Source organism: Marinobacter maroccanus (genome assembly GCF_002933275.1).
Lineage (GTDB): Bacteria > Pseudomonadota > Gammaproteobacteria > Pseudomonadales > Oleiphilaceae > Marinobacter > Marinobacter maroccanus.
The window spans coordinates 97,814-120,788 of the sequence record NZ_PSSX01000009.1 but is presented as its reverse complement, the minus strand read 5'-3'; the positions used below and the strand labels follow the sequence as shown (position 1 = coordinate 120,788).

The following is a 22,975-nucleotide window of genomic DNA, read 5'->3' as shown; positions in this document are numbered from 1 at the left end:
CGATAAGGAGCTTGGTAATGGCGGGTGATAGAGGGCAGTTATCGAACGATGTGAACGCCTGTGTTGATGAGGTGATTCGCCGGGTTGGCAAGGAAATTACACTGGGTTTGCCGCTTGGGCTTGGCAAACCGGTCCGTTTTGTCAATGCGCTGTACCAGCGGGCCAAGGACGATCCGGAAATCCGTCTGCACATTGTTACGGCACTGTCGCTGCTGGCGCCAAAGGGGGGCTCCTCGCTCGAGAAACGCTTCATGGGGCCATTTGTCGAGCGCCTTTATGGTCGAATTCCCGAACTGGCCTACGCCCGGGATGTCTCAGCCAATCGCCTCCCGAAGAATGTCCAGGTCTCGGAGTTTTTCTTCAAGGCCGGCAGTTACCTGAACAATCGTTCCCAGCAGCGGCATTACGTTTGCACCAACTACACCCATGCCGTTCGCGATCTTATGGCCGTAGGGGTCAATGTGGTCGCCCAGATGGTGGCGCCGGGTGAAGCCCATGGACAGCCCGGGCAAGTCAGTCTGAGTTGCAATCCCGACCTGACCCTGGACCTGATTCCTTTATTGCGGGAGCGGGAAGCAGCCGGCACACCGGTTGCGCTGGTGGCCGAGATGAATCAGAACCTTCCCTGGTTCGGACACCATGCGGCCATTGAGGCAGACCGGTTCGATGTGTTGCTGGATCAGCCCTCCAGCGATTACCCGCTGTTTTCAGCCCCCCAGATGTCAGTCAGCCCGGAAGACCATATGATCGGGTTTTATGCCAGTGCCTTGTTGAAGGACGGCGGTACCCTTCAGGTTGGCATCGGCTCACTGGGTGCGGCTCTGGTCCATAGCGCCATACTCCGGCACAGCCATAACGAGGCCTGGCGGAAGGTGTTTGATCATCTGAACGTTGATCAGAACTTTCCTGTGGTCACGGAAGATGGCGGCACAGGGCCCTTCGAACAGGGGCTGTATGGCTGCAGTGAAATGATGGTTGATGGCTTTCTGTACCTGATGCAGGAAGGCATCCTGAGCCGAGAGGTGTATGATCACGCCGGTCTTCAGGCGCTGATCAACCGTGGTGATATCAGCGGTGAGGTTTCTCTCTCTACCCTGGATGTCCTGCGTCGTGAGAAGCTGATCGATAGCCCGCTCCGGGCACGGGATGTCCACTGGCTGGTTCGGCATGGCATTTTCAGAGAGGCTGTCGAATTCAAGGGCGGCCGGCTGCGCGTTGGTGATCAGTCGGTGGAGGGCGACCTGGACAATCCGGAGGCCCGGCGGGCCATCGAAACCCTGATTCTCGGGGAAAAGCTGAGTGGTGGTATCACCATGCACGGTGGTTTTTACGTTGGCCCCGAGCAGTTCTACCAGTATCTCAGAGGGCTGACCGACGAGCAGCGTGCCAAAATCTGCATGACCAGCGTGAATTTCATCAACCATCTGTACGATCACCGGTTTGGTGACCAGAAGCTGAAAGTCGCTCAGCGCGTTCATGGCCGCTTTATCAATTCGGCAATGATGTACACCCTCAACGGTGCCGGGGTATCGGATGGCCTTGACGACGGTCGGGTAGTCAGCGGTGTTGGCGGCCAGTATAACTTTGTTGCCATGGCTCACGAGCTACCAGGTGCCCGGTCCATACTGTCCCTGCGTAGCACTCGCTCTTCCCACGGCAAGGTGCTCTCCAATATTGTCTTCAACTACGGTCACTGCACCATTCCCCGCCATCTGCGGGATATTGTGATTACCGAGTACGGGATTGCCGACCTGAGGGGGCAGTCCGACGAGCAGGTTTTCCTCCGGCTGATCCGCATCGCCGACTCCAGGTTCCAGCAGGAGCTTCTGAAAAAAGCCCAGAAAGCGGGCAAGGTGGATCCTGCGTTCAAGCTGCCCGACGACTGGTGTAACAATACCCCGCAAGCCATCCGGCGAGCCGTCGCGGCAGCGGGAGATGCCAGCCTGTTCCCGCCGTTCCCGTTTGGCAGGGATTTTACCGATGAGGAGCTGACATTGGGGAAAGCCCTTAAAGGGCTTAAGGCCGCAACGGCCACTCGCCGTGGTAAACTGTCGACTCTGTTACAGGCCCTCCGGGCCCGGGATGACGAAGGCCGTTATGGGGCCCTGCTTGAGCGCATGGGTCTGAGCAACCCTTCCGGATTGCGGGACAAGCTGGATCAGCGACTGGTTGTTCATGGCCTGCAACAGCTCGAAACACCACCGGATACAGGAAACTCGAAAACCTGATGACAGCTTCACAAGCAAGACCCGACGTTTTTACCGTTCACTACGTGCTGAAAAACAAGATCGGCGAGCTCGTTGATACTTCCGAAGGCAGTGAGCCCCTGCACTTTGTCTACGGCAGTCCCGAGATTATTGAAGGGATTCAGCAGGCGGTAAAAGACCGCAATGTTGGGGATTGCCTGGAGGTAACGGTGCCGCCGGCCATGGCGTATGGTGAACATAAGCCGGAGCTGGTGCGCAAGGTGCCGCGCTCACTGTTTGAAGGCATCGAGAACCTGCAGATTGGCATGAAATTCCAGACCAACACCGGTGATGAAGCGCAGATTGTGCAAGTTGTCGGGATCGACGGCAATCTGGTGAAGGTGGATGCAAACCACCCGCTGGCGGGCTTTACCCTGTACTTTGATCTGGAGATCGTTGGCCGCCGTGAAGCGACGGAAGATGAGGTAGCCCAGGGTCGTCCCCTGTTCTGAGGAGGTCTGTTACCGGCTCATCGTATTCGCCGCTGTATATCCGCGTCAGGCCTTCAAGAACGGTTTCTCGCAGGTGGCCGGCCAACTCCCCTGTGGCAGCCTGATCCGACGGGCACACCGGTGCGTGGAAGACAACGTCGACCCGCGCAGAGGGCTGTCTGAGCATTCGCAGAAGATGGCTGTGGAACTCGTCTTCTCCAATGAAGGGGGCCAGATGATCAGGGCGCCCGTTTCTGCGATAGGCGATGGTGACGGGCTGGACTGGTGTTTTGCTTTCCGGTGCGGCCTTGAGCAGCAGGCCGTGGAAAGGTAACACGGTCAGACCTGCGCTGGTGGTTCCTTCCGGGTAAACCAGGACATTCTCTCCAGCCTGCAAATTCTCGATAATCTGGTCCCGAACGCGGCGGGCCTGGCCGCCTCCCCGTCGGATGAAAAGCGTGCCGGCCTGTCGTGCCAGCCAGCCTATGACCGGCCACTGGCCAACCTCGGCTTTCGACAGGAACCGGATCGGTGCCAGGCTTCCCAGAATCGGAATATCTGACCAACTGATGTGGTTGCTGACGAACAGAACGGTATCGTCGGAAGGTGAGCCGTGCTGGTGAATATTCAGTCCCAGGCATCGGCAGGCCCAACGGAAACAGAATCTGGCCCAGGGTGTCCGATCGATGGCTTTGCGGGTAACCACTTCAGTGATTCGCAAACCAGCGGCCAACATCGTAGTGGCTGCCAGAAAAGCCAAAAAGGCAGTGATTCGAACGCAGAGTCTCAGCCAGCTCATCTCCCAGACTCCCGGTTTCAGGACGCCGTGCGCATGAAGTGCCGGCTGTAGCGACCGGCCAGCTTGCTGACCTCCAGCACGACCAGCAGATCGGCACAACGAAAATCCGGATCCCAGCAGGGTTCACCGCAGACCCGGGCGCCCAGGCGCATGTAGGCACGGATCAGGGCGGGGACGTCCACCGGGCGATCGTTGTCCCGGGTGTGGGTCAGGTGCGGCATTGCCCGGAGCGGTTTGACCAGAAAAGCCGGGTCGGCCAGGTACTCGTTCTGGAGGTGGCGGGCGATGCGCCAGGCCTTCAGCCCTCCGTCAGACATGCCGATGCTCGCGCAGCCGATCATGTAGTCAACACCGCGTTCAACCAGGTATTCGGCCACTGCCGACCAGAGCAGGCTGATGGTCGCGCCGTTGCGGTAATCCGGGTGAACGCAGGTGCGACCCAGTTCGGCGATGGTGCCGGGGAGTTGTTCCAGGGCACTCAAGTCAAACTCGCCTGCCGAGTAAAAGCCGCCAACCGCTTCGGTGTCTGCCTGATGCAGGATGCGCGTGGTCGCTACCAGCTCGCCGGAATCCAGGTCGGTTACGATCAGGTGGTCACACACGGTGTCGAACTCGTCGGCGTCGATGCCTGGCGTCTGCGCGCCCAGGTCGCTGCCATACTCTTCCGAAAACACCCGGTAACGCAGTCGCTGGGCCGCCTCTACCTGTTTCGGGCACCGTGTCATGTCGGTTTTCAGGCGACGGGCGCTGCGGCGGGCTTTCGCGGTTTGTGTGGTCATGGCGTCGTCTCTTTTGTTTCCATTTCCCGACAAGCCTATGAAGCCGGTATGACACATCGGTGACCACGAGGTGACGTGTCTGTGACATCGGGGAATGAATTGACGGTTGCGGGACCCGTGTCACAGGGTGTAACGAAGCAGCGGTTCCATGTATATTTCTGAATAGCATGTATAATTGCTGTTACAGCAGGTTGCCTGTATTGTCAGGTACACAGAATGACCTGAAACCGGAATAACAAAACCAGAGATGGATGGCGTGGAACAGACAAACGAAAGTTGGCGAATTCTGATTGTCGAGGATGATGAGCGGTTGGCAGAGTTAACCCGTGAATACCTTGAAAGCAACGGGTTGACTGTCTCCCTGGAAACCCACGGTGGCCCCGCGGTAGAGCGGATCCGCAACGAGCAGCCAGATCTGGTAGTACTGGATCTGATGTTGCCGGGTGAAGACGGGTTGTCCATATGCCGTCGTGTGCGTCCTTTCTATTCCGGCCCGATCATCATGCTGACCGCCCGCACCGATGATCTGGACCAGGTTCTCGGTCTGGAAATGGGGGCGGACGACTACATCGGCAAGCCGGTCAAACCCCGGGTATTGCTGGCACGCATACGCGCCATGCTGCGCCGGGTTACCGAGACGGGCCAGGGAGCGGGTGACGAAGCAAGCGGCGAAGAACCGGTGCGTCTCCAGTTCAACGATCTGGTTGTCGACCGCTCCATGCGCGAAGCCTGGCTGAACGATGAAAGCATCGATCTGACCAGTGCCGAATTTGATCTGCTCTGGTTGCTGGCCAGCAACGCCGGCCGTGTTCTCAGCCGGGAAGAAATCTTCACCGCGTTGCGCGGCATTGAGTACGATGGCCAGGACCGCTCCATTGATGTGCGCGTGTCCCGGATTCGCCCCAAAATCGGTGATGACCCCATCCATCCGCGGCGCATCAAGACGGTTCGCAGCAAAGGCTACCTGTTCGTAAAGGAAGCCTGACGATTCAGTCTCTGGAGCCGGTGTGCCATTCGCCCGCACACCGGTGTTCCATGCCAGGGTTGGTATCATGCCCCTGAAGTTCTTCCTCAAGCTCTATGCCCGCCTTGCCGGCCTGACTGCGCTGGTCGTTCTGTTATGTGTTCTGCTGTTCACCGGTATCAATACCGTACGCTCACAGTTCTGGCACGAACGTTTTCCTGAGCCCCTGATGCGCTGGCTGGCGGCCGCTCCGGCACCGGTACAACAGTATCATTGGCTGACCTCAACAGTGGATCTCCGCATGGGCGCCCCTTCCCGATTCAATCTGTCTCCGGTGGCCCTGGAGCGACTTGGCTATGGCCAGGTGGTTGGTATTGAGAGTGACGTGGGCTATCGGGTTCTGGTAACCGGGCTTGCCGGAGAGGTTCTGCAGTTGCGTCTGAACGAGCCTTACCGGGACGTGTCAGAAACCATTGGGCTGATCTTCCGCTGGCATCTTGATTCAGCCTCGGCGGATGACCGTCACAATGTTGCTTCGCAGATGGCCCGGTCTCTCAATGTGGAAGTTCACCCTCTGGACGATGCCGCTTTGCTGCCGGACCCTGACGTTCTGGACCAGGTTGCCGATCGGGGCCTTGCCTTTTACACCGACGAATCCGACGGTTGCGGCCGGGTGATTGTTCAGTTATCCGACGGCGAGCTGTACCGGATCGATATGCCTGCTGCGTTTAATGCGTGGGCCTGGCCGGTTGTCCTGCTGCTGGCGCTGGTACTGGGTGGGGTGCTGGCCGTTGCCCTATTCCTCGCGCTCAGGGAGGTGGACAGTAATCTCAGAACCGTTGAGTCGGTGGCGGTCCGAATCGCCCGTGGTGAAATGGGCGCCCGGGTTCAGACGGGCGAAGGAACGCTGGTTACCCGCTTGGCTTCGTCTTTCAATGGGATGGCCGAACACATACAGCGCCTGGTGCAGGTGCAGCGGGAAATGATCCATGCCGTTTCTCACGAATTACGTACCCCGGTGGCCCGGATCCGCTTTGGTGTCCAGATGATCGAGGACTGCCAGGATCAGGCCGCGCTCCAGAAGCAGCTTGATGGCATTGATGGCGATATCCAGGAGCTGGACGAGCTGATCGACGAGATTCTGACCTATGCCCGGCTGGAGCAAGGTGGCCCTGTATTCTCCCTTCAGGAAAACTCGGTCACCGACATTGTCCGTCAGGTGGTTTCTGAACAACAGATGGTTCGGCCCGAGCTGAACATTGAAGGTAACATCGATGAGGTCTCCGAACGTTGGGCATTGTCGGATATCGAGCCTCGCTACCTGCATCGGGCGATCCAGAATCTGGTGGGCAATGCCGGTCGCTATGCCGCGGGCAAGGTACTGGTAAGTTGCCACTTTGATGAGGACAACTGCCGCATCGACGTCGAAGACGATGGGCCAGGCATTCCTGAGGAAGACTGGGAGAAGGTGTTTACCGCGTTTGCCCGTCTGGATGACAGTCGTACCCGAACTTCCGGCGGCTACGGCCTCGGTTTGTCTATTGTTCGCAGGATTCTGTACTGGCATGGGGGCCACGCTTTTGTCAGCAGGAGCGACACGCTTGGTGGGGCAAAATTCAGCCTGGTCTGGCCCCGGAAAAAGCCTGTGGACTCAATTGTGTGAAGCAGGGCTCATCGCCTCACCTGATGTAACAAAGTGACTACACAAGCACTACTGAAGTGTTTGGCTGCCCGGTCAATAATTAAAAGCGTAAGGGATGACTTTTGAGGTTGTAGTTCTTACGAACTTTCCTTGTTTCATTCGTCATTTGAGGGCCGGTTTTCCGGCCCTTTTTTATGTCCTTTCCCAAATTCCGTATCGGTCACCCTTTCCCGGCTGCTCTGCTGTTAGAATCTCAAGAAACAACAGGAGGCCATCCATGACCCGCTATCTGCTCGCCATTGACCAGGGGACAACCAGTTCCCGTGCCATTGTTTTCGACCATACGGGAAACAGCGTTGCCACTGACCAGCAGGAATTTCACCAGTATTTCCCGAAAGATGGCTGGGTAGAGCATGATGCCCGGGAAATCTGGGACAGCACTCTGGCGGTGTGTCGTGGCGCCCTCGACAAAGCGAGCATCGAGGCCTCAGAGCTGGCGGGCATCGGCATCACCAACCAGCGTGAAACGACGGTGATCTGGGATAGGGCAACCGGTGAGCCGATCTACCACGCCATTGTCTGGCAGGACCGTCGAACGGCGTCCTGGTGTACCAAGCTGAAATCTGACGGCCATGAGGACATGGTTGTAGACCGCACAGGGCTGTTGATTGACCCCTACTTCTCGGCCACCAAGATAGCCTGGATCCTGGATAACGTAGAGGGCGCCCGTAGCCGGGCTGAATCCGGTGAACTGGCTTTCGGCACTGTAGACAGCTGGCTGCTCTGGAACCTGACCGACGGCAAATCCCACTGTACCGATGCCACCAATGCGTCTAGAACTGCGCTGTTCAATATTCACAAGCAGGAGTGGGACGACGACCTTGTGACCCTGTTCCGTGTGCCCCGGGCCCTGCTGCCGGAGGTCCTGGACAGCGCCGCAGATTATGGCACCGCAGAAGCCCGTTGGTTGGGCAATCCCGTCACTATTGCCGGGATTGCAGGGGATCAGCACGCCGCTCTGGTGGGGCAGGCGTGCTTTCGCCCGGGCATGGCCAAGAGCACCTACGGCACCGGCTGCTTCCTTATGCTCAACACCGGTGATCAGGCGGTCCGGTCCGAGAACCGTTTGCTGACCACCATGGCCTATCGCCTGGACGGCAAGCCCTGTTACGCGGTGGAGGGCAGTATTTTTGTCGCTGGTGCTGCCATGCAATGGCTGCGGGACGGGCTCAAGCTGATCGCCCACGCCAACGAATCTTCGGCCCATGCCGAGGCGGTCGGAGTCGACAATCCGGTGTATCTGGTTCCGGCGTTTACCGGTCTGGGGGCACCTCATTGGGACCCCCATGCCCGCGGCGCCATCATGGGCCTGACCCGGGATACCGGAATTGGCGAGATTGTCACCGCCGGTCTGCAGTCGGTGTGTTATCAGACCAAGGATCTGGTGCGAGCGATTCAGAACGACGGTGCCCGGCTTGAATCGCTGCGGGTGGACGGCGGCATGGTAGTGAACGATTGGGTCATGCAGTTCCTGGCCGACATACTGAATGTCACTGTTGACCGTCCCCGGGTCACCGAGACAACTGCGCTGGGAGCGGCCTACCTGGCGGGGCTGCAGACCGGTGTTTTTGAAAGCCTTGAGCAGATATCAGGGCTCTGGGAATGCGAGCGGCAGTTCCACCCGCAAATGCGTCCGGCTCTGCGAGAATCACTCTACGCTGGCTGGCTGGATGCCGTTGAACGCGTGTGCAACAACTAGAGTCAGGCGGTGCGCTCGAAGGCAATCAGGTGATCCGCCTCGACCCGCACCGGGACATGCTCGCCCAGATTGAAATCCAGATGGCTTCGGAACAGGGCCTCGAACTCGGTGTCCTCGGAACATCGGAAACGGTACAGGGTTGAAGTGCCGGCAAAGGTTTTCTCAACCACCTTCGGTTGCAGATCCGAGTCGGGGTCATGAACGATGTCATCAGGGCGGATCAGGACGTCAACCAGAGTGCCGGGCTCCCATTTGTAGGCCCGGTTACCATGGATAACCCCCAGCTCGGACTCAATGGTGTCCGGCCCAAGGGCCGTGCCGGGGATAAACCCACCCTGGCCCACGAAGCTGGCAACGAACCGATTCGCTGGTTCGTGGTACAGGTTGTAGGGGACGTCCCACTGCTGGATCCTGCCATCGCGCAACACCGCGACCTGATCGCACATGGCAAAGGCTTCCTGCTGGTCGTGGGTGACCAGGATAGCGCTGATACCCAGAGTCTTCAGGATTTCGCGAACATCCAGGCTCAGCCGCCGGCGCAGATCTGCGTCCAGGTTGGAAAACGGCTCATCCAGCAGGATCAGGGTGGGCTCGGGTGCCAGGGCGCGGGCCAGCGCAACTCGTTGCTGCTGACCGCCGGACAATTCATGGGGGTAATTGTCGGCCAGGTCCTGCAAGTGCACGACATTAAGCTGCTCCATAACCTTCTGGCGCTTTTCCACCTTGTTCAGATTACGCAGGCCAAACCCCACGTTGTCGGCAATGGTCAGGTGCGGAAACAGGGCATAATCCTGAAACACCATGCCAATCCGCCGTTTTTCCGGGGGCAGGGTGCGCCCGGGCAGGCTGATGGCCTGGGACTGCAGGCAGATTTCGCCGCCGCTCAGTGGCAGAAAGCCGGCGAGGGCGCGCAGTATCGTGCTTTTGCCGCAGCCGCTGGGGCCGAGCAGACAACCGATGTCGCCATGACTCAGGGCAAAACTCACATCCTTGACCACGGAATCCCCGCCGTAGCCGCAGGACAGGTTGTTGACCTCAAGCAGCCAGTCTGCCGGAGATTGCGCGGTTATGCTCATGAAGTCAGTCCAGCCGGTTCAGGATGAGAAATTCAAGCAGGGCCTTCTGTGCATGCAGGCGGTTTTCGGCCTCGTCCCAGACCACGGAAGCGGGATGTTCCATCATATCTGCCGAGATTTCCTCGCCCCGGTGGGCAGGCAGGCAGTGCATGAAGAGCGCATCTTTGTCGGCTACAGCGAGTAGCTCCGGGTTGATCTGGTAGCCGCTGAACGCTTTTTCACGGGCCTTCTGCTCGTCTTCCTGGCCCATGGAGGCCCAAACATCCGTCACCAGGAGCTGGGCGTTACGTGCCGCCTCTGCCGGATCCCGAAACACGTTGACCCGGTCTTCGTGGCTTTTGATCAATGACTCGGCCGGTTCGTAGCCTTCGGGGCAGGCAATGTTCAGATTGAAATCAAACTGGGCGGCGGCGTTGATGTACGAGTGGCACATGTTGTTCCCGTCGCCGATCCAGGCCACCGTGGCACCACGAATGCTGCCACGGTGTTCGCGGTACGTCTGCATGTCGGCCAGCAGCTGGCAGGGATGAAAATCATCGGTCAGGGCGTTGATAACTGGCACCCGGGATGCAGCGGCGAAGCGCTCCACGGTTTCATGGGCAAAGGTGCGGATCATCACGGCATCCACCATGCTGGAGATAACGATGGCAGAATCTTCAATAGGTTCGCCGCGACCAAGCTGGGTGTCCCTCGGCGACAGGAACATTGCGGAGCCGCCGAGCTGGGCCATGCCGGCTTCGAAAGAAACCCTCGTTCGCGTGGACGATTTCTCGAAGATCATCGCCAGGACCCGGTTTTTCAGGGAGTCCCGAGCCTTGCCTTGCCGCCATTCGTTGCGCAATGCCGAGGCATGATCAACCAGGCTTTCAAGCTCGGTGGTTGTCATGTCATTCAATGTCAGAAAATGTCTTGCCGCCATGCAATGGCCCTTATCTCAACGAACCCCGCAGCTGGCGGGATTGCGTGAACGTTGGCTGAAAAATGGGGCATCAAGTCTAGCCCTTCGGGGCAGGTATGACAACGCTGTAACGGGGCTGGAACTGCCGGTGTTGCGCGAGGTCAAATCAAGGTGTTTGGTGAGGGGTTCAGCACCCGTGTACAATGACGTCAAGAAAATTGCCGTGTGGCAAGACTGTTCCAACAGAGGTGAATGTTCATGGATATCAATGAAACCATTAAAAGCCAGCTCGAAGAGAATCCGATTATCCTGTACATGAAGGGCAGCCCCCAGGCACCCCAGTGTGGCTTCTCGGCCAAAACCGTTCAGGCTGTAATGGCTTGCGGCGAGCGCTTTGCCTTTGTGAATATCCTGGATAACCAGGAGCTTCGTGAGGCCCTGAAGGTATATTCCAGCTGGCCGACCTATCCCCAGCTCTATATCAACGGTGAGCTGGTTGGCGGTTGTGACATCGTTCTGGAAATGTCCGAGAGCGGTGAACTGGCCAAGCTCGTGAAAGAGGCGGCGAAGCAGGCAGAGGCCTGAGATCGTCGCTGGTCAGAGCCGTTTCGGGGTGAACAGCAGTTCGACCTCGAAGCGGTTCCGACTCCCGCCATTTCTCGGTGGTTGGGGGTAGGGGCTTGCCGCCAGAGCGGCCCGGTATGCAGCCTCGTCAATATCCTTGATACCCGTCGATCTCAGTACCCTTGCCCGGGTCAGGGCGCCATTTCCGAGCAGTTGCAGTTCCACTTCCATGGCCACTGTCTTGGTCAAATCCCGCATTGCCGGCACTCTCAGCTTCTCCAGCTCCCGGGCCAGGTGGATGGCCAGCTTGACCACGTAAGGGTCCAGTTCAGCCGGTGACTCCGTTATCCGTGTAACCTTCTGTTCCGGGTTTTCCGGAGACGGTTCTGATTCTGCTCCAGCAGAGGCGTTGGTGGTTGACTGTGAAGCTTGGCTGTCCGGGGTACTGGTATTGGCTTGCTCACTCGGCGCGGGGGTTTCCGTTTGACGGGTGGTGATAATCTCGGGTTCCGGTGGAGATGCGGGTCGAGGGGGATCAACCTCAAAAGGCGGGATCCGCGCTGCGTCCTGGCTCGGGCTGGGGTTTTCAGGCATGTTGGCGACGGTTTTAAGTGCGCCTCGGGGCACCAGCTCAAAACGGACACTTTCCTTGTGAGTGGCTGCCTGTTCTTCCATGGGAGTCGGGATGCCCGACAGCAACAGGGTGTGAAGGAAGAGTGCCAGAGATACTGCAAGCCCCAGCCGGTACGTGGCCGGCAGGGCATTGGGACTGCTGTTGTCAGGCATTGGCGTCAGGCGGTCTTGCTCCGCAGGGTGCCGACGACCGCATCCAGGGCCCGATCAATCAGTGCGCCCTGCTCAAGCAGGGTCAACCGGCCGCGCCGCATTTCGTGAGCCAGTTCAATCCGGGTTTTCTCAATAACCTTCAGCCCCATCCGGTTCACAAAGACGAAGCAGTCTGCTTCCTCGATGATCGCTGATAGCTTGCACCGGAAGCTGGCACCATTGACGAGACGGAACTCTACCCAGTTGCCGATTTCTATACTGTCAATCTGGGCCACGTACTCGGAGATAGCAGCCTCTTCCAGCTCCTGCTGACGTTCAACAGCCGTCTGGTGAACGGTGGCAATCTCCTCTTCTTCCGGCTCTTCAGGCGAATCCTGAAGTGCTTCAATGGCGGCATTGGTGCGGAATGCTTCGGCCAGTTGATGCTTGAGCTGGCCCATCATTTCATCCAATCTGGATGAGTTATAGGACACTTCTTCCAGTCCTGATCGCAGCGACTTCAGCAGGCCCGGCACTACACGCACCCACTGGTCTCTCTCATCGTCTTCCTGATGAGGGTGAAGGCACCAGATAAGATCGTCGACAACCTTGACGGTTGCGTTCCATCGATGCTCCACATCGTCCCGGAGATAGGCAAGAAACATCACACGGCTCCAGCCATTCATCAGGATGTCATGGATGGATTCCGGCAGTTTATAGCGGGAGACTTTCTGCTTGAGAAGGTTGTCGACGGTTTGTTGGGCTGTCTGGGATTTGATTCGACCCCGCTCTGATTCCCGGGTTCGCTGCTCCACCAGTGACGCCTTGCGGTTCTCACGTTCGAGAAATTGCTCGAATTCCTGGTTCAGGGTTTCAAACAGCGCAACGTCGCCGTCAAATTCGTTGAGAATCCTTTGCACAATGTTGTGAATCTGTCCGTAGAGTTTGTCTTTGGTTTTTTCGTCGCTGCTACTCCAGCCGATGCCTGCTCTCGCCAGCGAATTCAGAAGCCGTCTGGCCGGGTGCGTAGCCTGGCTGAAGAAACTCTTGTCCCGGATAACCACTTTCAGGATTGGAATCTGCAGCCGGCTTATCAATACCTGAACCGGAGCCGACAGGTTGTAATCATCGAGAATGAACTCGAACAGCATGGAGACGAGGTTAATGAGGTCTTCATCAATCTCGTTAAGCGCCGGTTTTCGGCCATCTCCAGTATCGGTCTGGGAAAGGAGCTGTTGTACCAGCTGACGCAGATCAACGCTGACCGGTTCGCCAGCGCTCAGGTTGCCCCGATCCTGCCGGGTGCCTGACAGCGGCAACGAATTCAGAAGACTTGCCAGCTCGGAGTCGCCCACTACCCTTACATTCGGGTCTGACGCGCGGGGAGGTATGCCCGCATTGGCCCGCTGAAGCGCCAGCATTTGTCTGATCTGTTCAAAAACCGCGCTACTGCTACCGGCCTGTCCTGTCCGTTCTGTCGCTGAGGCGTCCGGCGCTTTCTCCTCTTTCGGCGCATCGGCCGACTGGGCCTTGGAGGCGTCATGTTGCTGTCCGGCTTTGCCGTGATAACGGAAGTTGGGAATAATGCCGGCCTGGATCAGTATACGGTTGGCTTCGTCCAGAAGCATGCCCAGGTTGGAGACAACGTAGCGGTCAAACTGTTTGAGCAGAATCAGGCGTTCCCGAATCTGGATTTCCAGAGCCTGTATGGCTTCAGTGAACGCACTGCACAGGTGTTCTGGCGCCATGGGATTCACCGGTGATTCGTCGGTGGCTTCCGGATACACCTGGCTGAAGCGGGTCTGGAGTTGAAGCAGCGGCCCCTGAAAGTGCGCTTTCGCCTTGGTGATCATGGCATTGAGCGCAACCTGCTCTTCGAGGTCGTCATTACCGACCAGGGCGAGGGTGTCTGCGCTGGCCTGCTTGCTCAGGTTTTCTTCCTGAAGCGGGCCAGTATGAGGAGGGTTGGCGAAGTACTGAGCAACCGTGTTCTGAAAATGCCGCTCTACACCCTTCCGTTTGATGCGTATTTCACGCATCGCTTCGAAATACCGGTTCTGTTCATTGTTGCTGCGGGCATTGTTGGCCAACTCGAACAGTGAATCGTCGACGGCGTCGAAGGCGCCCTGCAGCAAATCACCGAGTCCGGCGACAACGGTGTCCCGGATGCGGGTGACCTCCGCAGGAACCGGTCTGTTACTTCCGGCTTCCCTGTGCTCACGGAGGTAATGTATGCCGGACTGCTTGTTCATGGCAGACTCCTGTTTACGCCTCAACCGGATACATGACCGAGCGGGTAATCCTTGAATTCTCGTTATTGGTTAAATTTACCGCATTTTTCCCAAAGTTAACATGACCAAACGCTAACCTGGGAGCAAATTCAAAAAAACAAGGGGTGCCGAAAAGGCACCCTCATGCATATTACTGACTTGCCGAAGGATTTGTTTTCAGCTCACATAAACCGGACCGATGCCCATGCTCCAGATGACGACGCTGATAGCAAGCAGAGCGACAAACATAACCAGGCCTACTGTCAGGACCGCAGAGGCGAACATGAAGCCCTTGTCCGCCGGTATCTTCATCAGGATAGGGAGGCCTTCGTACAGCAGGTAGACGGCGTAGGCAACCGCCACCAGGCCTGCCAGCATGTTTACCCAGATGTTCGGATAAGCGGCGATGACTCCGATCAGGAAAATGGGGGTCGCCGTATAGGCGGCGAGGGCCACACCTCTGGGAGTTCGCTCGACCGCGTCATAAGTGGCCGCAAAGAAATCGATGAACTTGCCCAGTACAAAAATCCCGGCAAGCATGGCGCCATAAAAGAGCACCGATAGCTGCAGCGCGCTCGTCATCGACAGTTTTGTAATCTGGCCGTCTCCAATCTGCCAGCCCACCTGGGTTGTTCCGAAGAAGCCGGCAACGGCGGGAATCAGTGCCAATAACAGAATGTGACCTGCGTATAGTTTCGTGACGGACTCGGATTCATTGCGAATCGCCTCCCATTCCTGATCAGGATGGGCGAGCAGGCCAAACGTGTGTGTCAGACTCATGGACGTATTCCTTGTGATTGTTTTTGTTTCGCACGCTCCTTCAGTGTTGGTGGGGGATCAGCGGGGGTCAAGCTGGCGGTTAAATTTTGATCTTTCAAGAACAGGAGGCGCTATAACCGAAGGGTCTATAGCGCCAATCGGAGGGAAGTCTTCGGGAATCTAATGTTTAAGTGAAAGTGAGCGCTTTTTACGCTTTTTCGGGTGCACGATGGCTGCTTTTACAACGTTGTCCTTGATTTGCAACACCTCTACCCGATGACCGTCCACTTTCAGGCAGACGTTGGTGTCGGGAATGTTCTCCAGGGTTTCTGTAATCAGGCCATTGAGGGTTTTCGGTCCGTCGGTGGGGAGCTTCCAGCCCAGGGTCTTGTTGATGGTTCGAACGGCAGAGGTGCCGTCGATAATAAAAGTGCCATTATCCTGGGGAATAATGTCCGGGCTGGTGGCGGCGTAATCCGTTGTGAAGTCGCCGACGATCTCTTCAAGTATGTCCTCAAGGGTGGCCAGGCCCAGAACGTCGCCATATTCGTCTACTACCACACCAAACCGGCGGCGACCCTTCTGGAAGTTGATCAGCTGGGTGTTCAGGGGCGTGCTTTCCGGAACGAAATAGGGTTCCTGGCAAAGCTGCATGATCATGGCCTTGTTGATCTCCTCCTGCTGAAGCAGCTTCGAAGCGCTGCGCAGGTGGAGTATGCCCTGGATGTTGTTGATGTCGCCCTTGTAAACCGGAAGCCGGGTGTGCTGGCTGCTGCGCAATTGACGCAGGATTGTGTCAGTGTCGTCCTCCAGATCGATCCCTACGACCTCGTTGCGTGGCACCATGATGTCGTTCACGGTGACTTTTTCGAGATCCAGGATGCTGACCAGCATATCCTTGTGCTTGGCCGGAATCAGGGCTCCGGCCTCGTTCACCAGTGTTCGGAGTTCTTCGCGACTCAGGTGGTCGTTTGCAGCATCCGCAGCAGAAACGCCCAGCAGCTTGAGAATGCCTCCGGTAAACAGGTTTACTGCCCAGACAATCGGATAGAGGATCTTCAGCAGGGGCCCCAGTATGTAGCTGGCGGGAAATGCGATTTTCTCGGGAAACAGCGCTGCCAGGGTTTTCGGGGTGACTTCCGCGAAAATCAGAATCACGATGGTCAGCAGGATGGTGGCGATCGCGATGCCGGCATCGCCCCAGACCCGTATCGCGATAACGGTCGCAATCGACGAAGCAAAGATGTTGACGAAGTTGTTGCCGATCAGGATCACGCCGATAAGCTGGTCGGTGCGTTGCAGCAAACCCTGGGCGCGCTTCGCACCCTTGTGGCCAGTTTTGGCCATGTGTTTGAGGCGATATCGGTTGAGGGACATCATTCCGGTTTCGGAGCTTGAGAAGAAACCGGAGAGCAGGATCAGTCCGACCAGGAGAATAAACAGCGCGGTGAGCGATGTTTCGTTCAAAAGAGGTGTCCTTATATTGCTGACAAGTAGCGAAAATAGGGTTTTGGCGAGCGTTGTGTCAAGAGAATACCGGGAGTTCCGGGGGTCAGCCGCCGCGCTGGAAGATCAGTTCCAGCACAAACTTGCTGCCGTAGAAGGCCAGCATCAGCAGTGCGCAGCCTGCGAGGGTCCATCGGCTTGCAGTAATGCCACGCCAGCCTTTTGTGTAACGGCCGATCAGTAGCGCTACGAAAACCAGCAGAGAGAGGATGGAGAACAGGGTCTTGTGAGCGAGGTTCTGGGCAAAAAGGTCCTCTATAAAGAGGGCCCCCGTCACGATTGCCAGAATCAGCATTACTACACCGGCCCAGACCATTTCAAACAGTAGCGATTCCATGGTCTGCAATGGCGGCAGGTTGCGAACCAGTAGGCTGTTGTAGTTGTGCTTGAGTTGGCGATTCTGGAAATATAGAAGAACCGCCTGGATGGCCGCCAGGGTAAAGAGGCTGTAGGCTGTGACTGAAAGTGCAATGTGGGAGAGCATGCCGTAGCTTTGCTCTGACACAAGTCTCGAAGGTCCATGGGTGACCAGGGCAAGTATGATGGTGAGGCCGGCCAGGGGATAGACACCCAGGAACAGGCTTTGTACTGGTTTTTTGAGGTTGAGGCCCAGCAACAGGAACACGATCAGCCAGGAAATCAGAACCGAGCTTTTGAAAAAGCTGAAATCGAAACCGCCGTCATGGTGGACCGTCTGGCCAATGAGAAGTCCGTGGCTGGTCAGGGCGAGAACGCCAATCAGGGTGGTAATGGCAAGATTGCTCTGAACCCGGCCCCTGAAATGCAGGGCCTGCAGCGCGGTACCGACGCTGTAAAGAAAAAGAGAGGTGACCGCGAGAATCAGCGTTCCCATGACTTCCTTATTAACCACTGTTCTGACTGGGGATCGGCGCTGGTTTCCGCCGATTTGACCGGGCTGGTCGTTTCAGGGCGATAGTCTGGTTATAATGTCGCGATTATGCAACTGGAATCAAGGAGTCGTCGCCGGCTCTGTCGATTCACGCACTCAATTTATCCGGGGTACGGAAGAGCAACATGTTTGAGAACCTCCAAGACCGACTTTCCGGCAGTCTGCGCAAGATTTCCGGCCAGGCGCGCCTCACTGATGACAATATAAAGGACACTCTCCGGGAAGTGCGGATGGCGCTGCTGGAGGCGGATGTCGCCCTGCCGGTGGTGAAGGACTTTGTGGAGGGCGTCCGCAAGCGAGCCATTGGCCAGGAAGTGCAGCGTAGCCTGACGCCGGGCCAGGTCTTCGTAAAAGTTGTCCAGCAGGAGCTGGAACGGGTGATGGGCGAGGGCAACGAATCCCTCAACCTGAACGTCCAGCCGCCGGCAGTGATTATGATGGCCGGTCTGCAGGGTGCGGGTAAGACCACCACGGTCGCCAAGCTTTCCCGCTTCCTCAAGGAGCGGCAGAAGAAGTCCGTGCTGGTGGTCAGTGCTGACGTCTATCGCCCTGCCGCGATTCGTCAGTTGGAGACTCTTGCTGGCGAGGTGGGTGTCGAGTTCTTCCCGAGCAGTGCCGATCAGGATCCCGTGGATATCGCCGAGGGCGCGATTGCGGCTGCCAGGAAAAAGCACATTGATGTGGTGATTCTTGATACCGCCGGCCGGCTGCATGTCGATGAACAGATGATGGGCGAGATCGGCCGGCTGCATAAGGCGGTCAATCCGGTTGAGACCCTGTTCGTGGTTGACGCCATGACCGGTCAGGATGCGGCCAACACCGCCAAGGCGTTTAACGATGCCCTGCCACTGACGGGTGTGGTTCTGACCAAAACCGATGGCGATGCCCGTGGCGGTGCCGCCCTGTCTGTTCGTCATATTACCGGCAAGCCGATCAAGTTCCTGGGTGTGGGTGAAAAGTCCGATGCCCTTGAGCCGTTCTACCCGGACCGGGTCGCGTCCCGGATCCTTGGCATGGGGGACGTGCTCTCACTGATCGAAGAGGCGGAGCGCAAGCTGGACCAGAAAAAGGCCCAGAAGCTCAGCAAGAAAATCAAGAAGGGCAAGAGCTTTGACCTGGAGGATTTTCGCGATCAGCTGCAGCAGATGAAGAACATGGGTGGCATCGGCGGCCTGCTCGATAAGCTGCCGGGTATGGGTCAGATGGCACAGGTGGCCCAGCAGCAGGTTAACGACAAGTCCATGGGGCAGATGGAAGCCATTATTTGCTCGATGACCCCGAAAGAGCGTCGTTATCCGGATGTGATCAACAATTCCCGCAAGCGTCGGATTGCCACCGGGTCTGGAACCCAGATCCAGGATGTGAATCGTCTGCTGAAACAGCACAAGCAAATGCAGAAGATGATGAAAAAGTTTGGCAAGAAAGGCGGTATGGCGAATATGATGCGCGGCATGGGTGGCATGATGCCCCCGGGCGGCGGTGGGGGAGGCGGTATGCCTCCGTTTGGCCGTATGTAAAAAGCCTTACATGGAAAACGGGGAAACAACTGGTTTTGCTGTTTTCTTTGGCGCTTTTTTAGCATAGAATAGCGCCCCTTTCGAGTATGGGTCTTCGCGTCAGCTGGTGTTCAGCAGGCGTGAATCGTACAAAGTTCGTTCAACAGAACAGGATATTGGTTAAATGGTAATTATCCGTTTGGCTCGTGGTGGCTCTAAGAAGCGCCCGTTCTACCATCTGACAGTCACCGACAGCCGCAAATCCCGCGACGGTCGTTTCATTGAGCGTGTAGGTTTCTTCAACCCGGTTGCCCGTGGTCAGGAAGAGAGCCTTCGCGTCGATCGTGAGCGTGTCGATTTCTGGCTCGGTCAAGGCGCGCAGACCAGCGAGCGCGTTGCACAGCTGCTGAAGGCTGCTGGGTAAGACAGTACTGATACCGGGGTTTATGGCATGACACAGAATTCGCAGGAAACTGTGATCGGCCGCATTACCTCGGTGTTTGGGGTCAAGGGGTGGCTCAAGGTCTTCTCCTACACCGATCCCAAGGATGGGATACTTAACTATCCCGATTGGACGCTTGATCTGGATGGCAAACGTATTCCGGCCAAGCTTGAGGAGGGTCGCCGCCAGGGGCAGGGGATCGTCGTCAGGCTGAAAGGTATTAACGACCGTGATCTGGCCCGCACATACTGCGGTGCTGAAGTCAGGGTTTCGACAGCTGAGTTGCCGGAACTCCCTGAAGGGGAGTTTTACTGGTTTCAGCTGGAAGGTCTTGATGTGTATACGGTCGATGGTGAGTGCCTTGGTAAAGTGCACCATCTTATGGAAACCGGATCCAACGATGTTCTGGTGGTACAGGCCACGGCAGGTTCCATCGATCAACGTGAGCGTCTGATCCCTTATCTGCCTGGCGAGGTGGTCCAGAATGTTGATCTGGATTCAAAGCGCATGGTGGTGGACTGGGATCCGGAGTTCTGACGGGTGTGGATTGGCGCAGTCAGTCTGTTCCCGGATATGTTCAGTGCGGTAACGGACTACGGGATTACGGGAAGGGCAGTCCGGGATGGTCTTTTGACTTTCCGGAGCTGGAATCCCCGTGAGTTTACCCACGACCGGCATCGCACGGTAGACGACCGGCCATATGGCGGTGGCCCGGGTATGCTGATGAAAATTCAGCCTCTCCGGGACGCAATCCATGCGGCAAGGGAAGCGGCACCCGGAAAACCCTGTGTGGTTTACCTCTCGCCTCAGGGCGAGACGCTGACTCAGTCCGTTGTTGAGTCGCTTGCGGCAGAGCGGCAGCTGATTCTGGTAGCGGGCCGGTACGAGGGTGTTGATGAGCGCCTGATAGCGACAGAAGTCGATCGGGAAGTGTCACTGGGTGATTTCGTGCTTTCCGGTGGCGAACTGGCAGCGATGGCTGTTATCGATGCGGTTACACGCCTCATCCCCGGAGCGCTGGGTCATGCGCAGTCGGCAGAGCAGGATTCTTTCGCCGACGGTTTGCTGGATTGTCCGCACTACACCCGGCCCGAGGTTTACGAAGGTCAGGCGGTGCCGGATGTTTTATTGGGCGGTCACCATGATCAGATCCGGCGTTGGCGGCTGAAGCAGTCGCTGAGGCGAACCCGGGAGCGACGCCCCGACCTGCTGGAAAAGCGGGTGTTTACGGACGAAGAGCGTGAGCTGCTGGAAGAGATTTTGAACGAACCGGGTGCCTCTGAATGATCAGGGCATTAACAGATTGGGTATCAGGAGCATTACGATGAGCGGCAAGAACAACATCATCAGTCAACTTGAAGCAGAACAGATGACCAAGGAAATCCCTGCGTTTGCGCCGGGCGATACCGTGGTCGTTCAGGTTCGCGTAACCGAGGGTAACCGTGAGCGTCTTCAGGCGTTCGAGGGTGTTGTCATCGGCAAGCGTAACCGTGGCATGAACTCCTCTTTCACCGTACGTAAGATTTCCTACGGTGTTGGTGTTGAGCGTACCTTCCAGAGCTTCTCCAAGCTGATCGACAGCATCAGCGTGAAGCGCCGTGGCGATGTTCGCCAGGCCAAGCTCTACTACCTGCGCGACCTGTCTGGTAAGGCAGCTCGTATCAAGGAAAAGCTGGGCTGATCAGCAAAGCGCTGAACAGCAGGCAGAAAAAGGCAGCCCCTGGCTGCCTTTTTTGTGTCTGAGGTTCCGGTATGCTTGTCGTGAGACGTTCGTAGTCTGGGAGTTTGCCATGAGAGCGGAAGATGAGTCAGTCATTGTCCGGTTTGTTGATGCCATCTGGCTGGAAGACGGGCTGGGCGAAAAGACACGGCAGGCCTACCGGAGTGATTTGTCTCGATTGGCGGAATGGCTGGAGAATCAGCCTGGCAAACCCGCATTGACCGATGTTCGCCGAACCGATCTTCTGGCGTGGATGTCGCGGGGGCTGGCGGAAGGGGTCAAGAGCTCCACGGCGGCCAGGCGGCTGTCCGGACTTCGGCGTTTTTACCGCTTCCTGCTGCGCGAAGGGCTGATCGCTGAAGACCCGACCCTGCGGATCGACAGCCCCAGGTTGCCCCGGCGTCTTCCGGATTCGCTGACGGAAGAAGAGGTGGATGCGCTGCTGTCCGAGCCGGATCCAGCCGTTGCCATTGAGCTTCGGGACAAGGCCATGCTCGAGATACTCTATGGTTGTGGCCTGAGGGTTTCCGAGCTGACAGAGCTGCGGGTTGATCAGGTAAATCTGCGCCAGGGCGTAGTTCGGATCACTGGTAAGGGTGACAAGGAACGGCTCGTGCCCCTGGGGGAGGAGGCGGTGGATTGGCTGTTGCAGTACATGAAGGAAGGCCGGCCGGAGCTTCTGAAAGGCCGCTCCTGCGACGCGCTTTTCCCTGGCAATCGGGCGGCGGCGATGACCCGCCAGACGTTCTGGCATCGCATCAAGCATTACGCCGTGCGAGTTGGTATTCGCAAACACCTGTCACCCCACACGCTCAGGCACGCGTTTGCAACGCATCTGCTCAATCATGGCGCGGATCTGCGGGTTGTCCAGATGCTGCTGGGTCACTCGGACCTGTCAACAACCCAGATCTATACCCATGTGGCCCGTCAGCGGCTCCAGTCGCTACATCAGGCACATCATCCCAGGGGTTGATGGACCGGCTGTTTGCGCTGGCGGAGGTGAACTTTCCTTTCATGTACTTGTCGCATTGAATTGATTCCCGGCCTGTGCCAATACTGCCCGGGTGTTTTAACTGCTCTCTGAAAAAGGTTGTTTGTCAGAATGAAAATGAAAACTGCGGTTGTGGCATTTGCCTTCGGTTTCGGCTCACTGATGATGGCGAATGTCAGTGCCGGTGAAGTCGAAGATCGGATTTCCGAGCGCCTGACCGAGGCCGTCCCGGGCCTTCAGGTGATGTCGGTAAAGGAGTCCGAGGCAAAGGGGCTCTACGAAGTCCAGAGCAATAATGGCGACACGATTTACGCGACCGAGGATGGCCAGTATCTGATGACGGGGGATCTTCTGAAGATTACCGATCAGGGCATCGCCAATGTCACGGAAGCGGTCCGCACGGAGGCCCGTCGCGAGATGATGGCGGATTTCGATGCCAATGGAGTGATCAGCTTCCCTGCGGAAAACGAAAAGGCGGTCGTGAGTGTGTTCACTGATATCGACTGTCCTTATTGCCGGAAGCTGCATGACGAGGTTCCGCAGCTCAACGACTATGGCATTACCGTCAATTACTATGCATTCCCCCGGTCCGGGCCCAATACCGCTTCTTTCAGAAAATACGAGTCGGTCTGGTGCGCTGACGATCAACAGGCGGCCATGGACGCAGCCAAGGCAGGCCGAAAGGTCGCCGACGCAAGCTGTGAAAACCCGGTGCGTGAGCAGTTTGAGCTCGGTGGTCGGGTTGGCGTAACCGGCACGCCCGCCATTGTGCTGGAAGACGGCAACATGGTTCGTGGCTATGTCCCGGCGCAGCGTCTGGCCGAGGGGCTCGGGCTGCTCTGATAGCCGTCCGGACACGCCGTCCGGGCTTCGTTCTACGGTATTTACGATGGATCCGATTCAGGGCTTATTCAGGGAGGCCTGAATCGGTATACTATGCCCGCCTAACATAATTCAT

The 22,975-nt window shown here is 57.4% G+C and carries 22 protein-coding genes; 13 read left to right on the top strand and 9 right to left on the bottom strand.

The window, feature by feature from the left end; genetic code table 11:
- The first annotated feature begins 17 nt into the window (after positions 1-17).
- Positions 18-2,228, top strand: coding sequence for an acetyl-CoA hydrolase/transferase C-terminal domain-containing protein (locus KEHDKFFH_RS11805; protein WP_104322104.1), 2,211 nt, complete (start codon positions 18-20; stop codon positions 2,226-2,228).
- Positions 2,228-2,698 carry an FKBP-type peptidyl-prolyl cis-trans isomerase gene (locus tag KEHDKFFH_RS11800; protein WP_008176279.1) on the top strand — a complete coding sequence of 157 codons (471 nt, stop codon included), beginning with the start codon at positions 2,228-2,230 and terminating at the stop codon, positions 2,696-2,698. The genes KEHDKFFH_RS11805 and KEHDKFFH_RS11800 overlap by 1 nt, the downstream gene beginning before the upstream one ends.
- Here the strand turns inward: KEHDKFFH_RS11800 and KEHDKFFH_RS11795 are convergent.
- Positions 2,616-3,476, bottom strand: a complete 861-nt coding sequence (locus KEHDKFFH_RS11795) for a lysophospholipid acyltransferase family protein (RefSeq protein WP_104322103.1) — start codon at positions 3,474-3,476, stop codon at positions 2,616-2,618. The two genes, KEHDKFFH_RS11800 and KEHDKFFH_RS11795, sit on opposite strands and share 83 nt — an antisense overlap.
- A gap of 17 nt (positions 3,477-3,493) precedes the next feature.
- Positions 3,494-4,255 (bottom strand): GNAT family N-acetyltransferase, encoded by a 762-nt coding sequence (locus KEHDKFFH_RS11790; RefSeq protein ID WP_104322102.1) that lies wholly within the window; start codon positions 4,253-4,255, stop codon positions 3,494-3,496.
- Positions 4,256-4,502: 247 nt separating this feature from the next.
- Here KEHDKFFH_RS11790 and KEHDKFFH_RS11785 point away from each other — a divergent pair, with 247 nt between their 5' ends.
- The 3 genes from KEHDKFFH_RS11785 to glpK all read left to right on the top strand — a co-directional run bounded on the left by KEHDKFFH_RS11785 (position 4,503) and on the right by glpK (position 8,620).
- Positions 4,503-5,240 carry a response regulator gene (locus KEHDKFFH_RS11785; protein WP_088829104.1) on the top strand — a complete coding sequence of 246 codons (738 nt, stop codon included), beginning with the start codon at positions 4,503-4,505 and terminating at the stop codon, positions 5,238-5,240.
- Positions 5,241-5,262: 22 nt separating this feature from the next.
- A complete protein-coding gene (locus tag KEHDKFFH_RS11780; RefSeq protein ID WP_338418383.1) occupies positions 5,263-6,882 on the top strand; it encodes an ATP-binding protein in 1,620 nt (539 codons plus the stop codon).
- A gap of 256 nt (positions 6,883-7,138) precedes the next feature.
- Positions 7,139-8,620 carry a glycerol kinase GlpK gene (gene glpK, locus KEHDKFFH_RS11775; protein ID WP_104322101.1) on the top strand — a complete coding sequence of 494 codons (1,482 nt, stop codon included), beginning with the start codon at positions 7,139-7,141 and terminating at the stop codon, positions 8,618-8,620.
- Positions 8,621-8,622: 2 nt separating this feature from the next.
- On the opposite strand, the gene KEHDKFFH_RS11770 is transcribed toward glpK, so the two are convergent.
- A complete protein-coding gene (locus KEHDKFFH_RS11770; RefSeq protein ID WP_104322100.1) occupies positions 8,623-9,696 on the bottom strand; it encodes an ABC transporter ATP-binding protein in 1,074 nt (357 codons plus the stop codon).
- A 4-nt stretch (positions 9,697-9,700) separates the two neighbouring features.
- On the bottom strand, positions 9,701-10,615 hold the full coding sequence (gene argF / locus KEHDKFFH_RS11765; protein WP_104322099.1) for an ornithine carbamoyltransferase: 915 nt from the start codon (positions 10,613-10,615) through the stop codon (positions 9,701-9,703).
- 237 nt (positions 10,616-10,852) lie between these two features.
- On the opposite strand from argF, the gene grxD reads away from it, so the two are divergent.
- Positions 10,853-11,179 (top strand): Grx4 family monothiol glutaredoxin, encoded by a 327-nt coding sequence (gene grxD / locus KEHDKFFH_RS11760; protein WP_008176261.1) that lies wholly within the window; start codon positions 10,853-10,855, stop codon positions 11,177-11,179.
- A gap of 12 nt (positions 11,180-11,191) precedes the next feature.
- Here grxD and KEHDKFFH_RS11755 read toward each other — a convergent pair whose 3' ends face one another.
- From KEHDKFFH_RS11755 to KEHDKFFH_RS11735, 5 genes are all read right to left on the bottom strand, one after another.
- Entirely contained in the window at positions 11,192-11,944 is a 753-nt protein-coding gene (locus tag KEHDKFFH_RS11755; protein WP_104322098.1) for an energy transducer TonB family protein, read from the bottom strand.
- Positions 11,945-11,949: 5 nt separating this feature from the next.
- Positions 11,950-14,175, bottom strand: coding sequence for a DUF1631 domain-containing protein (locus tag KEHDKFFH_RS11750; protein WP_104322097.1), 2,226 nt, complete (start codon positions 14,173-14,175; stop codon positions 11,950-11,952).
- Positions 14,176-14,370: 195 nt separating this feature from the next.
- On the bottom strand, positions 14,371-14,973 hold the full coding sequence (locus KEHDKFFH_RS11745; protein WP_064227100.1) for a Yip1 family protein: 603 nt from the start codon (positions 14,971-14,973) through the stop codon (positions 14,371-14,373).
- 159 nt (positions 14,974-15,132) lie between these two features.
- Positions 15,133-16,419 carry an HlyC/CorC family transporter gene (locus KEHDKFFH_RS11740; protein WP_104322096.1) on the bottom strand — a complete coding sequence of 429 codons (1,287 nt, stop codon included), beginning with the start codon at positions 16,417-16,419 and terminating at the stop codon, positions 15,133-15,135.
- 85 nt (positions 16,420-16,504) lie between these two features.
- Positions 16,505-17,311: a cytochrome C assembly family protein gene (locus KEHDKFFH_RS11735; protein WP_104322095.1), complete on the bottom strand. Its 807-nt coding sequence runs from the start codon at positions 17,309-17,311 to the stop codon at positions 16,505-16,507.
- Positions 17,312-17,493: 182 nt separating this feature from the next.
- On the opposite strand from KEHDKFFH_RS11735, the gene ffh reads away from it, so the two are divergent.
- The 7 genes from ffh to KEHDKFFH_RS11700 all read left to right on the top strand — a co-directional run bounded on the left by ffh (position 17,494) and on the right by KEHDKFFH_RS11700 (position 22,860).
- Entirely contained in the window at positions 17,494-18,885 is a 1,392-nt protein-coding gene (ffh, locus tag KEHDKFFH_RS11730; protein ID WP_104322094.1) for a signal recognition particle protein, read from the top strand.
- A 163-nt stretch (positions 18,886-19,048) separates the two neighbouring features.
- The gene (rpsP, locus tag KEHDKFFH_RS11725; protein ID WP_064227103.1) at positions 19,049-19,288 is read left to right on the top strand and encodes a 30S ribosomal protein S16; all 240 of its coding nucleotides are present in this window, start codon (positions 19,049-19,051) and stop codon (positions 19,286-19,288) included.
- A gap of 27 nt (positions 19,289-19,315) precedes the next feature.
- On the top strand, positions 19,316-19,843 hold the full coding sequence (gene rimM / locus KEHDKFFH_RS11720; protein ID WP_104322093.1) for a ribosome maturation factor RimM: 528 nt from the start codon (positions 19,316-19,318) through the stop codon (positions 19,841-19,843).
- 3 nt (positions 19,844-19,846) lie between these two features.
- Positions 19,847-20,593 carry a tRNA (guanosine(37)-N1)-methyltransferase TrmD gene (gene trmD / locus KEHDKFFH_RS11715; RefSeq protein WP_104322092.1) on the top strand — a complete coding sequence of 249 codons (747 nt, stop codon included), beginning with the start codon at positions 19,847-19,849 and terminating at the stop codon, positions 20,591-20,593.
- A gap of 37 nt (positions 20,594-20,630) precedes the next feature.
- Complete coding sequence (gene rplS, locus KEHDKFFH_RS11710) at positions 20,631-20,987, top strand: 50S ribosomal protein L19 (protein WP_048495327.1); 357 nt, start codon at positions 20,631-20,633, stop codon at positions 20,985-20,987.
- A gap of 109 nt (positions 20,988-21,096) precedes the next feature.
- The gene (gene xerD / locus KEHDKFFH_RS11705; protein ID WP_104322091.1) at positions 21,097-21,999 is read left to right on the top strand and encodes a site-specific tyrosine recombinase XerD; all 903 of its coding nucleotides are present in this window, start codon (positions 21,097-21,099) and stop codon (positions 21,997-21,999) included.
- A 135-nt stretch (positions 22,000-22,134) separates the two neighbouring features.
- Positions 22,135-22,860 carry a DsbC family protein gene (locus KEHDKFFH_RS11700; RefSeq protein WP_422385693.1) on the top strand — a complete coding sequence of 242 codons (726 nt, stop codon included), beginning with the start codon at positions 22,135-22,137 and terminating at the stop codon, positions 22,858-22,860.
- Positions 22,861-22,975 lie beyond the last annotated feature (115 nt).